This window comes from Actinomadura sp. NAK00032 (assembly GCF_013364275.1).
Classification (GTDB): domain Bacteria; phylum Actinomycetota; class Actinomycetes; order Streptosporangiales; family Streptosporangiaceae; genus Spirillospora.
Window position 1 is genome coordinate 3,988,100 of record NZ_CP054932.1, and the last position, 14,178, is coordinate 4,002,277.

Sequence of the window (14,178 nt, forward strand, 5' to 3'; positions counted from 1 at the left end):
GCCACAGCGAGTCAACCCGGGCATGACGCAAATCATCGCGGACATCTCGGTCTCCCTGGACGGCTTCGTCACCGGCCCTGACCCGAGCCTGGAGAACGGTCTCGGCACTGGCGGAGAGGCCCTGCACTCCTGGGCCTTCTCCGACGACCCCGACGACCGCCGGATCCTCCGCGAGGGGACGTCCCGCTCGGGCGCCGTCGTCCTGGGCCGCAACCTCTTCGACATCGTCGACGGCCCGGGCGGCTGGGACGACACGACCGGCTACGGCGCCGGCGAGGTGGGCAAGCCCGCGTTCTTCGTCGTGACGAGTTCGCCGCCGGAGTCGGTACGGCTCACCGGCCTCGACTGGACGTTCGTCACGACGGGCCTACCGGACGCCGTAGCCGCCGCCCGGCGGCAAGCCGAGGCGGTGGACAAGGACGTCATCCTCATGGGCGGCGGCGCCACAATCGCCTCAGCGTTCGAAGCCGGTCTGGTCGACGTGCTGGCCCTGCACCTCGCTCCGGTCGTCCTGGGCGCCGGAACACCCCTCTTCAGGGGCGGAGCACCACGCAAGCTAGTGCAGCGCACAGTGATCCCGACATCGACCGCGACACACCTGACCTACGACGTGGTGGGCTAGCGGGCCGCCCGCAAGGAGGCGTCCAGAGCACTCATGAGCTGCGCGACGCGACTCTTACCAGCCGGCGCGAGCGGATACCGCGACAGAACATCGACCAGCACGGGCGTGGCCCGCCCCTGAGCCTGCTCGATCAGCATGTCTCCGACCGCGGAATCGTCCCCGGCCTGCAACTCGCCGATCCGTGCCGCGCTGGCCGCACCCCGCAAGATGTGCCCGACCTGGGTGGCCCGCGCTATGGGATGCAGGTAGGCGGCGGACGCGGCGTCCCCGGCAGCCTGCGCGGCAAGACGCGCGACCTCGGTACCCGCCTCCTTCGCCGCCCGGTGCGCGTCCAGCGACGTAACACGCTGCAACTTCGTCCGCCGGGCGCCATTGACGAACTCCCACGCCGCGTCAAGGGCCGCACGCGGCCGGGAGTCCTCGGGCACGGCCTCCGCGAACACCGGCAGAACGTCCTGCGCACTCTCCGCCACGAACCGCGCCACGACCCGAAGCTCATCCATGGTCAGCTCAAAGTCACCGGACACCAGTCCACCCCTCCATACGCCCCGATCCGCAGAAGATCATCACACAGTCGAGTTGAAACTCCCCTTGGGGGAGGTGCCAGGGTTCAGGCATGGACGGTGGCTACTCGATCGGCGAGTTGGCGCGGCTAGGCGGAGTCACGGTGAAGGCCGTGCGCTTCTACTCGGAGCGCGGCCTGGTGCCGGAGCATGGCAGAAGCGCGGCAGGACATCGGCGGTACGGGCCGGAAGCCGTGATGCGCCTCGGACTCGTGCGGACGCTGCGCGAACTCGGGATCGACCTGGCCACCATCGAGAGGATCTTGGACCGTCGACTACCAGCCGCCGAGGCCGCCGCCCATGCCGAGGCGGTCGCCGTACAGATGCGCGTCCTCCGGCTGCGCTACGCGGTGCTCTCAGCCGCGGCCAGGCGCGGCTCCACACCCGAGGAGATGGATTTCATGCACCGACTCGCCCGCCTTTCCGCCGCTGAGCGTGACACCCTCGTCGACGACTTCCTGAACAGCGCTTTCGGGGATCCCGACGCGGGCCCGCTCTCGCGCGTCCTGCACCGATCCATGGCACCCGAACTGCCCGACGACCCCACGTCCGAGCAGTTGGAGGCATGGGTGGAGTTGGCCGAACTCGCCGAAGACCCGGAGTTCCGGTCACTGATGCGCGGCCTGTTCACCGAGCACCCCGCCTTGGAAACGGCCCCACCGCGCAAGCCCATCGTCGCGCGCGTCGCGGAGACCGTGGCCCCGCTGCTGGCAGCCGGCGTCACCACCAACTCCCCGGAAGCGGCTCAGTCCGTCACACAAATCACCACCGCCTACGCCGCCGTCCAAGAGCAGGAAGATGACGCAGCCCTGCGCGAAAGCCTCGCCGCCCACCTGACCGCCGCCGCCGATCCGCGCCGCGAACGCTACTCGGAGCTCCTGTCGATCATCAACGGCTGGGACCCGCCCAACTACCCCGGCAAGGAGCTCGACTGGTTCCTCACAGCAATGGCTCAGACCGAGCACTAGCCGTAAGACCAACGGCGACAGACGTCATCCCGCCGCATACGCCACTCCAGCCGAAAGTGTGATCAGGAATGTGGCTAACTTGTCGGTAGCGTACGAGTGTGGCTGAGATCTGGGACGAAGCGCAGCTGATCGCGGACGGATTCGAGCGCGCGCACGTCGAGCTGGACTGGTACGACGGCCCGCGCGTCGGCCTCGCCGACATCGACGGCCGGCCCCACTACTTCAAGGGCCACCACTACGAGCGCTACCACGAAGACGACGAGTACGAGGTCTGGCCCGCGAGCAGTGAAGCGCTGGAGCGGGAGCGCGAGCAGTCCGCGATTTTCGTCACGTGGAGCGAGCGCTACCGGGCAGGGGAGGTAGGGCCCGAGACCCACCCCGGCCAGGGAGGCAACGCCCGCTACAACGAGTTGGACGCCCTACTCGCACCGCACCGCCAAGCACCTGACGACGCGCGCCGGATGAAGCGCGAAATACGTTTCGTCGCCAGAGACCCTGACGAGGTCGAGTCCGTGAACTACTGGTTCCGATGGCGCCCAACCACCTGAAGTAGCCACCGTCTCGCCACGACGACACGACGGAGCTACGCCTGTCAGCGGTAAGCAGCTCCGATATCGGGGCGTTACTTGTCGCGATCCCGGGAGTCGGAAGAAGGCCGATTCGCGCGGTCGTACGCTTCCTGCGCCGCCGACCAGTCGTCAAGGTACGCGATCGCCCATTCCTCCAGCGCGCGCAGTGGCTCGCGCAGGGTGCGGCCCGCCTCGGTGAGGGAGTACTCGACGCGGACCGGCACTTCGGGGTGGACGGTGCGGAGCACGAGCCCGTCCCGTTCGAGCCCGCGGAGGGTCTGGGTGAGCATCTTCTGGGAGATGCCCTCGATGCGTCGGCGCAGTTCTGAGAAGCGGGCGGTGCCGTCCCAGAGGGCGCCCACGATGAGCACGGTCCAGCGGTCGCCGATGCGATCGAGGATGCGGCGGGTCGGGCAGTCCGCGCGGTAGGGGCTGCCGCGGAGCACCGGCTCGTCCGGGGTGGTTACCACAAAGTGCCTTCTTCCCGATGGAGAGTTGGGCTCGTACGGTAACCACTGCGCGTCGTTCGGCGCCACCCGTCCCGGAGAAGGGCACCTCATGTCTCGTATTACCGTCATCGGAGGTACCGGCTATGCCGGCTCGGCCATCGTCGCGGAGGCCGCTGCCCGCGGCCATCAGGTCACCGCGTTGAGCCGCTCGGCCCCCGAAGAACCGACCCCCAATGTGACCTATGTCCAAGGCGATGCCTCCGACGAAGCGACGCTCGCGGCAGCCATCGAGGGCTCGGAGGTCGTAGTGGCCGCACTCGCCCCGCGCGGCCCGCTGACCGGCACCTTCCGCGACGTGTACCGCGCCGTCGCGCGTCTGGCCGATGCCGCAGGCGCGCGCCTGTTCGTCGTCGGGGGCTACTCGTCGCTGCGTCCCGCGCCCGGAGCGGATCGCTTCGTCACCGACCTCAGCCACATCCCCGCGGAACTCCACGACGAGATCCGCGCGGGTGCGGCGCTCATCATCGAGGACCTCCCGGCCGCGCCCGCGACCCTCGACTGGGTCTTCGTGAGCCCGGCGCTCAGGTTTGGCGCCTACATGCCCGCCGAACGACTCGGCCGCTACCGACTCGGCGACGACGTCGCGGTCCAGCCCGACGACGGCGGCGCGATCTCCGCCGCCGACTATGCCCTCGGTTTCATCGACCTGATCGAGAAAGGCGACCACCACAGAACCCAGGTCAACCTCGCCCACTAACACTCCACCAGCATCTGGAAAGCCTGATTCCAAGCGGCGGCACACGGCCAGACGGGTCTTCGATCGGCTGTTGGCCGATGTCTGCAACTACGTTGCCGCGCGGCCTCCGAAGATCCGCTGCGAGGCGGGCCGGGGACTGGCGGCGGGTGCCGATCTCCCCAGACGCATCGTCCCGGCGCCGACGCCGCCGGCCCGGCCTTCTCCGCCGCCGCGGGCGTGCCCGCCGGCTCCGGACCGGTGACCTGCTCGCGGTCCAGCACCGCCCGATATTCGGGGACGTGCCCGGCCAGGGTTCGGGGGCCGGTCATCCAGGCCACGGTGCCGTCGGCGAGCTCGCCGGGCAGCATCGCGGGGGCCAGGGCGGCCAGCAAGATCGGCGGCGGCGTCGTCCCCGGGACGCTGAGAGACCGCCTCTCCGCGCAGGAGGGGGGGCGCAGGACCGAGAGGTACTCACGCATCCTAGCGGCAGGACGATCGGCCGGAAGACCGTACATGCCGGTGACCATCATCGAGATGCCCGCCCCGAGGCCCAGCGTGAGCCGGTTGCCGGTCGCCGCCTGGACGCTCAGGGCTTGACCGGCCAGGACAAGGGGGTGGCGTTGCGGGGCGGGCACCACCGCCGTCCCCAACTCGATCCCGGGCGCTGCGGTGCCGGCCAGGGTCAGGGCGGTCAGGGCGTCCCAGCCGATTCGGCCGGTACGACCACCGCCGTCTGCACTCGGCCATCGCACCATGTCACCTGCCGCGTGAGGCCGTTGTCATGGCCTTGCGTGCGTCCCGTTCGTACGACGTCCTCGCTCTGAGTGTGAGGAGACCGCCGGCCACCGTGGGGATCACCAAGATGTACATGCCGGCGAGGAGCGACCCGAGCCGGTCGGAGGCGATCCCGACGACCAGGGGTCCGAAGGCTCCGCCGACGGTGATCAGCAGTTGCTGGACGGCGAAGCCGAGCCCGCGCGAGTCGGCCGGGACCACGTCCGCGAGGGACGCGGTCATGTTCGGGAGCCCGATGGCCATCAGCGAGCAGGAGAGCGAGACGAGCACGGTCAGCGAGCCGACCGACTCCATCGACAGCGCTGCGGCCAGGACCAAGGACCCCGCTGTGATGCCGCCGCCCCCGGCCAGCAGGCGTCCGCCCTTGCGGGTGCCGTGCCACCTGCCGCCCAGCCACGAGCCGACGAGGGTGCCGGCCAGCGTCCCCGCGACCGGGATCAGTCCGCTCAGGGAGCCTGCCGTGCCCGTGCCGACGCCGAGGTCGCGCACCATGAACGTGGGCAGCCAGTAGAAGATCCCGGCCAGGCCGAGGAGGAGCAAGGACTCCCCGGCGCACACCAGGACCAGGGTGGGGACGGCAAGGACCTGGCGGAGCTGCCGCCAGAACGACGGCTCGGTCATGGGCACTGCAAGACCGGTGGGAGTGGACGATGAGATGGCGGAGGCTGAGGAAGCGGACGCGAGCGAGGACTGAGACTTGTCGACGGACGCCGCCAGCCGGTCGAGTTCGCCGCGTCGCGGCTCGCGCAGCTGCCAGACGAGCAGCGCCGTGAGCGCGCCCGGCACTGCCATGACGAGGAACGCCACACGCCAGGAGAACGCCTCCGCCAGCACCCCGCCGAGCAGCGTCCCGACACCTCCGAGGTGCGAGGTGGCGCGCGTGAGCCCGTACGCCTTGGCGCGGCTGACCGGCGGGTAGTAGTCGGCGAGGAGGCTGCCCGTGGCGGGATTGTCGATGTTCTCGGCCGCCGCCAGCAGCACGCGCATCAGGTAGAACATGACGAACCCGGTGGCCAGCCCGGAGCCCAGCGTGGCGATCGCCCAGCCGAAGACGACCACCGCGATGATCCGGGTGCGGCTGAGCCGGTCCGCCAGGAACCCGGCGGGCAGGCACACCACTGCCGCTGCCAGGGCGGCGGCCGCCGGGATCGAGCCCGCCGCGGTGTCGCTGAACCCCCACTCCTGCTGGACGGCCGGGAGCACACCGGACAGCAGCTTGTTCTCGATCCGGTCCACCAGACCCACGATGAACAGGACGACCAGCGGCGCCCAGCCGAAGGGTGCGGGCAAGCCCGATTCGGTGCGTCGGCGCCGGGGCGGCTCCACCGCCCCGGCGCGGCGGGCGGTCACAGTCTGCCGAGGGCCTTGGCCAGCGCGGTCGCGGTGGAGGCGATCACCTTGTCATCGTGCGCGGTGTTGTCGGTGTTGCGGTTGGTGAACACCGACAGGATCATCGGCGCCTTCGAGCCGGGTGTCCAGACGATGGCCATGTCGTTGGCGGTGCCGTAGTTGCCGGTGCCGGTCTTGTCGCCGACCGTCCAGTCCTTGGGCAGGCCCGCCCGGATCCGCGTGCTGCCGGTGAGGCTGGCCTTCAGCCAGCCGACCAGCCTCGCCCGGTCGCGGACGTGGAGGGTCTTGCCAGTGGTGAGCTTGGTGAAGGTCCGCGCGGCCGCCGCGGGGGTGGTGGTGTCGCGCACTTCACCGGGCTTCCACTCGGTCAGCCAGGGCTCCGGCCGGTCCAGGCGGCTCGTCCGGTCACCGGTGGCGCGGAAGAACCCGGTGAGCCCGCGCGGTCCGCCGATCTGCTTCAGCAGGGTGTTGCCCGCGAAACCGTCGGACTTGGTGATTCCGGCGCGGCACAGTTGCGCGGGCGTCATGCCGGTATCGGTGTACTCGGTGGTCTCCGGGGAGTTCCCGGTCAGCTCGGCCATGTCGGCGGGCTTCCACCGAACCACCCTGTCCATCAGCCCCGGATCGCGGGTGCGAGCCTTGCTCAGCACTGCCGCGCACGCGAACACCTTGAACATGGAGTTGAACGGGAAGCGCTCCCCGGCCCGATAGCCGACCGTCCTACCGGACCCCAAGTCGACGCCCACCGCGCCGATGCGTCCGTCATAGGACTCTTCGAGTTCCCGCAGCGTCCGGTCCAGGTCGCCGCCGGCGGGCACGTTACTCCCCGTCCGGACGGCAACGCCGGAGGCGTTCTTCTCGCCGGCGACGGCACCCGTCCCATAGACGAGGCCGCCCACCAACGCAGAAGCGGTCAATGCCGCGACCCCTAGTCGTATCCGTGTCATGGCGAAGAGAAGATCAGAGAGTTTCCACTCATGTCCAATATGAATATCGGACACTCGACCATATCGATATGCATATCGAGAGTCGTCTCAAACGCTGATGGCGTCGGCGGCGCAGCCGTGGCCTGCCCTTATGCCCCCCGCACAGTCAACCGCCCGTTCTGCCGGGCGCCGACGGGGGAGTGGACGAGGGGATGGCCCCGGCAACGGCCTCCGGCTCGGTTTCATCGACCTGATCGAGAAAGGCGACCACCACAGAACCCAGGTCGACCTCGCCCACTAACACTCCACCCGCACCTGGAAAAGCCTGATTCCAAGCACCGGCACACGGCCAGACGGGTCCTCGATCGGCTGGTGGCCGACGTCGGCAACTACGCCGCCGTGCCCCACCGGAGATCCGCTGCGAGGCGGGCCCGGGGACTGGCGGCGGGTGCCGATCTCCCAGACGCATCGCCCCTGCGCCGACGCCGAGGTTCCCGCCTGGCCGCCCGCGCCCAGGCCCATCCGCCTCCTCTACGTCGACGACGGGTGCACCTCCAGTTGAGGAGTTCATGCGTCGGACGGCCTGCGGGCGTGGATGTGGAGGGGTTACCCGTTGTGGTGGTCGGCGGCGGCCAGGGCGGCGACCACTTCGATGGTGTGGTCTTGTTCGTCCTGGCTGCCGAAGGGGGCGACGAGGACGTCGGTCACGCCCGCGTCCCGAAGGCGCCGGAGCTGGCGTTCGACCTGGGCCTCGTCCCCGGCGATGACGACATTCTGCGGACCGGCGGCCTGCTCGCGGTCCAGCACCGCCCGATATTCGGGGACGTGCCCGGCCAGGCCGAACTGTTCGGCGACCCGGTCACGGACGCCGGCCGCGTCGGCGGTCACGCTGACCAGCAGCCCGGCGACCACCCGTGGAGCGGGGCGTCCTGCGGCCTGTGCGGCCCTGGTGATCGAGGGAACGATGTGGTCGGCAAGGGTTCGGGGGCCGGTCATCCAGGTCACGGTGCCGTCGGCGAGCTCGCCGGCCAAGCGCAGCATGGCGGGGGCCAGGGCGGCCAGCAAGATCGGCGGCGTCGTCCCCGGAACGCTCACCTGACCCACGGCCGTGAGCGTCTCGCTCTGGTGAGAGACCGCCTCTCCGCGCAGGAGGGGGCGCAGGACCGATAGGTACTCACGCATCCTCGCGGCAGGACGATCGGCCGGAAGACCGTACATGCCGGTGACCATCATCGAGATGCCCGCCCCGAGGCCCAGCGTGAGCCGGTTGCCGGTCGCCGCCTGGACGCTCAGGGCTTGACCGGCCAGGACAAGGGGGTGGCGTTGCGGGGCGGGCACCACCGCCGTCCCCAACTCGATCCCGGGCGCTGCGGTGCCGGCCAGGGTCAGGGCGGTCAGGGCGTCCCAGCCGAAGGCCTGCGCCGCCCACACACCGCTCAACCCGTGCTCGGCAGCACTGCCCACCTGCCGGATGAGGTGTTCGGCGGTGACCGTTTCCTGCAGACCGCCGACCATCATCCCGATTCTCATCGTGCCGCTCCTCACAGGCGGAGAGGTTCTCCGCTCAGGTTCGGATACGCTACGGAGAACCTCTCCAGATAGCAACCCCGGGACCGGCCCTCATGCACAGCAGCCATGCCGACGCTCAACGCCCACGGCGCGCCGACGCCCGCGACAACCGCGAGCGGGTGCTCCGAGCCGCGAGGGCCGAGTTCGCCGAACAGGGCCCTGACGCCTCACTCAACAAGATCGCCCAGCGCGCGGGAGTCGGCCCCGGCACCCTCTACCGCCACTTCCCCAACCTGCAGGCCCTGCTGGTCGCCCTCATCGGCGACGACGTCGACGCCCTCTGCGCCCAAGGCCGCGACCTACTGCAGAGCGCCTCCCCTGACGAGGCCCTGCGCACCTGGCTGCACGCGGTGGCTCGCCACGCGACCGCCATGCGGGGCCTGGTCGCAACCCAGATGATCGCCCAACCCAGCCAGGAGACCGGCACCGCCCTGGCCGGCTACCACGAAGCGATCCTGACCACCGGGGCCATGCTGCTCACCCGCGCCCAGCACGAGGGCAACGCACCCGCGGAGCTCGACATCGCCGATCTCCTCAAGCTCGCCAACGCCATCGCCTGGGCCAGCGAGCAAAGCTCCGCAGACCCTCGCCTCCTCGACCGCCTCCTCGCCCTGATCCACACCGGCCCTCCATACTTCCCGCCCGCATGAGCGGCCACCGGCAAAAAGCGATGCCTCCCACGACCTGCATGATCGCCATACGTAACACCGAAGGGGGCCATAAATCCCTCGCGATCAAACCGTCGAAGATCGGGTCGCTGATAAGCCTCTGGTGCAAATCCGGCCGCCCACAAGATCACCTCGCGGGCTCTGTAGGCCATCGTTGCTAAGTTATGAGCCGCGGCTTCGGCTGTCATCACCCTTTACGAGGGCAAGAACAAGCCAGAGTCGCAGTCGGAAGACTTCCCTGGCCAAAATCACAACAAGGCCCGAATCATGGTTGGCCTGTTGGACCGTAGGATTGTTCGGAAACTCATCGCGTACTGGTATCAGAGGGCAAGTCGATCGCGATGACGTCTGTATGTGCTGCTGGCAGAGGACCTATCGAAGCGCCTCGTTCTCGCCGCCCCAACTGCCGCTTCTGATAATCCGTCGTTGACCTGTGCGGACGAAGTTCTCGGCAAGTGCAGCGTGCGGTCGGTCTTCAGCGCCTATATCGGTGCTGGAAGATACGGACACCGACCAGGACAGTAGCGAGCAGTACTGAGAAAACCATTACGTTGCCGACCGATCCCGTCTCTCCGCCCAACAAGATACGAGCCGCCAACGCGGCTAGGAAGGCAGCGGCGAAGGCCGTGATCCAGTCGCGGAGCATTCGGTAGCCGGCAGTTCGGCGATCGGTCCGATCGGTCATGTTTTCACCTTATGAGGTCACGGAACAACGGGTCGTCAGGTTAGCAGTGAACTGTGCCTGGCAACGCGCTGATGCGGTCGTCTTATCAGCGGTAGCCCTTCCGACTGTCAACGGCTGACAGCATTGGCCGCTCGACGCTTGAAACGAACAATTGGTTGACAGGCACGAGTGTGACATAGGTCACAAACTTGCCTCAGTTGATCTCCTTCCAAGTCTGCTGATCTTCAGCTTATGTTTAGCGGGCTTTACTCGGGCTTTATCCTGCGAGGTCGTCGTGCATGTCCGTGCTGCTCGGGATTCGTCCTTTCGGTCATCAGTTGTTGACAGAATGTGTCGACGCCCCCGATGGCTCGCCGGATTGATGGCTTTGGCGCTTGTCGCATCCTTGCTGTCAACGCCCTTGACCTCGGTGAATGCGGCTGAGACGAGTCCGTCCGAGTCGACGACCCTGGATGCTGCGGTGGCGAAGGCCAAGCAGACGGGAAGTCCGGTCGAAGTCGCGGGTCGGACGTCGGAAACCAAGAAGTTGACCGCGCTGCCGGACGGTCAGTTCTCGCTGGAGACGGCGCCGGTCCCAGTCCGGGTGAAGCGAGATGGTGTGTTCCATGAGGCTGACCTGACGCTGGAGCGCACGGCTGACGGCAAGTACGCGTCACGGATGTCGGTCAACGGTGTGACCTTCGGCGCCGGCGGCGATGATGTGCTGGCCACGATGTCCAAGGACGGCAAGAGCCTGACACTGACTTGGCCAGGGGCCGTACTCCCAGTTCCTCAGCTGGATGGCCCGAGCGCCACGTTCGTTGACGGTGGCGGTGCTGGCGTGGACCTGGTGGTGCGGTCGACGCCGACCGGGTGGTCCCACTACGTGGTGGTGAAGACGCCGGAGGCGGCGGCTGATCCCGCGTTGGCGAAGATCGAGTTCGGTGTGCGGGCTTCTGGACTGCAATTGAAGGAGCTTTCTGGTAGTCGCCTGGCGGCTGCGGACGAAGCCGGCAACGAACTATTCAACGCGCCGGAACCGCTGATGTGGGAGGGGCAGACAGCTCCGGCCGAGGCCCCCGCAGCGCCCACGAGCACGGAGGAGATTGCGGCCGGGCCGGCCCCTAAGGCCAGTGCGGCTCCGATGTCGGTTGAGGTTGGGGGTGGTGTTCTCACCTTGACCCCTGATCCTGGACTGCTGACCGGCCCAGAGACCAAGTTCCCTATCGTTCTCGACCCGTCTTGGCAGACGTGGAACGCGGGCCGTGAAGACAACGGTGATGGATACGGCAGCCAGGAGGCGGGCTGGGCGTATGTCGACCGAACGTGGCCGAACTCGGCCTACTGGAAGCCGGACCGCTTGCCGACTGGCCGCGAGATCGAGGACGGCACCGACAAGCGGTCCTACATCCGGATGGACGCATCGGCGCTCCACCAGTGGTCCGGAAACGTCCAGGTGAAAGTCAACTCGGTTGACATCACCTTCGACACCCTCCATGCATGGTCCTGTGTCTCTCGCGATGTGCGGCTGTACAACACCACGCACATCAGTTCAGGTATGACGTGGGACGAGCGTCCGGGGGCCTTCATCCCCGAGGGATCGGGCTGGAGTAGCAGCTTTCTTCAAGCCGCAGCAGTGAAAGTGGGACGCCCGGACTGCGGTGACGCGGGAACGTCCAATGACGTGAAGTTCAGCGGGGGTAACCTGCCTCGTCTTCTCCAGTGGGCAACTGACCACAAGTGGGATATTTTCACGCTCGGGCTGTTTCCGGACGCGGATTACAACGACACCCACACCTGGAAGGTGATGGATGTCGATCCGAGGATGGTTGTGAAGTTTTCCCGGTACCCGATGCCGGCCAAGGACGTTCACATGAGGAACGGTGGGACGGCCAAGTATGCGTGCGTGCGCGGTAGCGGCCGCCCGTGGATGGGCGTCTCCAGAGACCGGACCGCCAACGCGATGATCACTGACTATGACGGTGACAACGAGGGTGGCGCCCAGGGACAACTGCTGGCGGCCGAGTACGAGTTGGCGCCCCTAGGGAAGCCCGCAGAGAGTTGGAAGCGGTACGTGCCTTCAGGCGGTGCGTTCCAGCACGCGGGCGCCGACGGCTACCTGCACACGTCGCTGACCACCGTCAAGGGTGATGACTTCCCGGCGACCGCTGACGGCGGCACGAGCTGGATGTGGCGCGTGCGCGGGATGGATGACACGAACTTGTACGGGCCTTGGTCGGCATGGTGCGAGTACACGGTGGACGCTCGCAGACCAAATGCCCCCGAAGTGTCATCGCCCGAATACCCGGCCGGTGTGACATCGGGCTATGACGCGGCCGCACGCAAGTATGTCCCCGGCAACTTCACCTTCGCGCCCGGCGGTTCCGGCGATGTAGTGAAGTTCGACTACAAATTCACCGACGGGACCGCGGGGACGAAAACGGTTGCTGCGGGCGAATCGGCGAACATTTCGTGGATGCCGAAGCGGTTCGGGCCGCAATGGGTTGAAGTGACGGCCTACGACCGGGCCGGAAACTACAGCCCGACGAAGAAGTACGAGTTCGGCGTAATGCAGCCGCCGCGGGACGCGGCCTGGTCGATGGATGAGCCCAGCGGTGACACTGCACATGCCGTCGGGCCGAGCGGAGCGGTCAACCCGAACGCCGATCTGGTCTTCAGCGGCAGCCCGGTCTTCGGCGAGGCGGGCAATCTCGGTGCCGGTTCCGCGACCGACCGCGCGGTCCGCCTCAACGGCTCAACGCAGTTCGGTGAGGTCAAGCCATGGACTGATCCGGAAGGGAATGCGGTCACGCTGGTGGACACCAGCCAGCGGTTCATGTTCTCCACGTGGCTGAAGCTCGCCTCCGTCCAGGGCGATCAGACCGCGGTCAGTCAGGCTGCTGCAGATGGGACGACCTTTGAACTCGGATGGCTCAGCGGCAAATGGACGTTCCGGCATCGCGCCGCCGACGGCACCGTCCTGACTGCTGTCACTCGCGACATGCCCGAGGCAGGGGACGGGCAGCCGTGGAGTGCTCACTGGGTTTCCTTGATGGGTGGTTACGATCCTGTCAAGCAGGAGATCTGGCTGCGCACTCAGGCCGAGGGTGAGAGCAAGGTGTGTGATCCCGACGCACCCTGGATTTGCTCGACCAAACGAGTGATGCCGCCAGAGATGAAGACGGCTTCCTCAACGTGGACGCCAGCGCCGGGTGCGGGCGCCCTGCTGGTCGGTGCGACGGCGAATGGTTCCAGCAAGAGCGCGTTCTGGAACGGTTGGATCGACGATTCCCAGTTGTGGCCGCTGGCGCACCCCGACGAGTCGGTCCTGAAGGTGATCTACGCCGAATCGGTTCAGGACCACGAATTTGCTGGGAAGACGCTGCGTCTGGTGAACGTGAACTCCGGCCATTGCTTGGACGTCGCAGGCGCCGGAATGGAGAACGGCACGAACGTGCAGCAGTGGAACTGCAATGCGCACCCGGCGCAAGACTGGCAGTTCACCGATGTCGGGGACGGCTACTACACGCTGACCAGTCCCAACAGCGGCAAGTGTCTAGATGTGGACGGCACGGACGGTTCGGGCACCGCGGATGGGCGCAACGTCTGGCAGTACGAGTGCAACGGCAGTACGGGCCAGCAATGGAAGCCGGAGAAGAAGGCCGGCGGGTACTGGCTTAAATCTCGGCGAAGTGACAAGTGCCTGGCGGTCGACAGCGCCTCACCAGCGCCTGGGGCTAATGTTTCGCAGTGGTCCTGTACGGATCCGATAGTCGAAGAGCAGTTGTGGAACATCACTGCGCTGAAGCGTCACCACCTCGATGGAATCACCCATCGACTGCTCGTCACAAATGAGCAAACAGACCAGTCGAAATGTATGGACGTCGCAGGCGCTTCCAGTGCTGATGCAATCTTCGTTATGCCCTGGGAATGCAATGGTGGTCCTTGGCAGAAATGGAAGTTTTCTGACTACGGGGACGGCTACTACATGCTCACCAACGTCAATACGATGAACGGTGACCCGGGATCGGTCCGATGTCTGGAAGTGGCTGATGCGCAAACCCAGCCTGACGCCGCAGTCCAGCAGGGCACCTGCGAACCGGGCGCGGAGCACCAACTGTGGAAGGTGGTTGGCGTCGCCGACGACGGCAACCTCGGTTACCGGCTGATCGCCAAGCACAGTGGCCTTGTCGCTGATGCGCGTGACGAAGGAGCACCAGAGGACGCACGGGTGCTCCAAGCCAATCCCGTGGAGCCGATTCCCGCGCATCAGATCTGGAAGTTGGAATACCAGTGACG

General features: G+C 67.2%; 13 protein-coding genes. 6 read left to right on the forward strand and 7 right to left on the reverse strand.

Annotated features, from left to right (window positions below; genetic code table 11):
• Positions 1-22: 22 nt before the first annotated feature.
• On the forward strand, positions 23-622 hold the full coding sequence (locus HUT06_RS18610; protein WP_176196902.1) for a dihydrofolate reductase family protein: 600 nt from the start codon (positions 23-25) through the stop codon (positions 620-622).
• Here the strand turns inward: HUT06_RS18610 and HUT06_RS18615 are convergent.
• Entirely contained in the window at positions 619-1,149 is a 531-nt protein-coding gene (locus tag HUT06_RS18615) for a putative immunity protein (RefSeq protein ID WP_254715258.1), read from the reverse strand. The two genes, HUT06_RS18610 and HUT06_RS18615, sit on opposite strands and share 4 nt — an antisense overlap.
• An 89-nt stretch (positions 1,150-1,238) precedes the next feature.
• Between HUT06_RS18615 and HUT06_RS18620 the strand changes: the two genes are divergently transcribed.
• Entirely contained in the window at positions 1,239-2,153 is a 915-nt protein-coding gene (locus tag HUT06_RS18620) for a MerR family transcriptional regulator (protein ID WP_176196903.1), read from the forward strand.
• A gap of 98 nt (positions 2,154-2,251) precedes the next feature.
• Complete coding sequence (locus HUT06_RS18625; RefSeq protein ID WP_176196904.1) at positions 2,252-2,701, forward strand: hypothetical protein; 450 nt, start codon at positions 2,252-2,254, stop codon at positions 2,699-2,701.
• Between the two features lie 74 nt (positions 2,702-2,775).
• Here the strand turns inward: HUT06_RS18625 and HUT06_RS18630 are convergent, their stop codons facing one another.
• Positions 2,776-3,192, reverse strand: a complete 417-nt coding sequence (locus HUT06_RS18630; protein ID WP_254715259.1) for a helix-turn-helix domain-containing protein — start codon at positions 3,190-3,192, stop codon at positions 2,776-2,778.
• A gap of 88 nt (positions 3,193-3,280) precedes the next feature.
• Between HUT06_RS18630 and HUT06_RS18635 the strand changes: the two genes are divergently transcribed.
• The gene (locus HUT06_RS18635) at positions 3,281-3,928 is read left to right on the forward strand and encodes an NAD(P)-dependent oxidoreductase (protein WP_176196906.1); all 648 of its coding nucleotides are present in this window, start codon (positions 3,281-3,283) and stop codon (positions 3,926-3,928) included.
• Here HUT06_RS18635 and HUT06_RS45615 read toward each other — a convergent pair.
• From HUT06_RS45615 to HUT06_RS18655, 5 genes are all read right to left on the reverse strand, one after another.
• On the reverse strand, positions 3,925-4,662 hold the full coding sequence (locus HUT06_RS45615) for an LLM class flavin-dependent oxidoreductase (RefSeq protein WP_176196907.1): 738 nt from the start codon (positions 4,660-4,662) through the stop codon (positions 3,925-3,927). The two genes, HUT06_RS18635 and HUT06_RS45615, sit on opposite strands and share 4 nt — an antisense overlap.
• Before the next feature lies 1 nt (position 4,663).
• The gene (locus HUT06_RS18645) at positions 4,664-5,992 is read right to left on the reverse strand and encodes an MFS transporter (protein ID WP_254715260.1); all 1,329 of its coding nucleotides are present in this window, start codon (positions 5,990-5,992) and stop codon (positions 4,664-4,666) included.
• Positions 5,993-6,048: 56 nt separating this feature from the next.
• Positions 6,049-6,969: a class A beta-lactamase gene (gene bla, locus HUT06_RS18650; protein WP_254715261.1), complete on the reverse strand. Its 921-nt coding sequence runs from the start codon at positions 6,967-6,969 to the stop codon at positions 6,049-6,051.
• 175 nt (positions 6,970-7,144) lie between these two features.
• On the reverse strand, positions 7,145-7,276 hold the full coding sequence (locus HUT06_RS45245; RefSeq protein ID WP_302931811.1) for a hypothetical protein: 132 nt from the start codon (positions 7,274-7,276) through the stop codon (positions 7,145-7,147).
• Between the two features lie 308 nt (positions 7,277-7,584).
• The gene (locus HUT06_RS18655) at positions 7,585-8,496 is read right to left on the reverse strand and encodes a TIGR03564 family F420-dependent LLM class oxidoreductase (protein WP_254715262.1); all 912 of its coding nucleotides are present in this window, start codon (positions 8,494-8,496) and stop codon (positions 7,585-7,587) included.
• 104 nt (positions 8,497-8,600) lie between these two features.
• Here HUT06_RS18655 and HUT06_RS18660 point away from each other — a divergent pair, with 104 nt between their 5' ends.
• A complete protein-coding gene (locus tag HUT06_RS18660) occupies positions 8,601-9,197 on the forward strand; it encodes a TetR/AcrR family transcriptional regulator (protein WP_176196909.1) in 597 nt (198 codons plus the stop codon).
• Positions 9,198-10,360: 1,163 nt separating this feature from the next.
• Positions 10,361-14,176: an RICIN domain-containing protein gene (locus tag HUT06_RS18665; RefSeq protein WP_176196910.1), complete on the forward strand. Its 3,816-nt coding sequence runs from the start codon at positions 10,361-10,363 to the stop codon at positions 14,174-14,176.
• Positions 14,177-14,178: the final 2 nt, after the last annotated feature.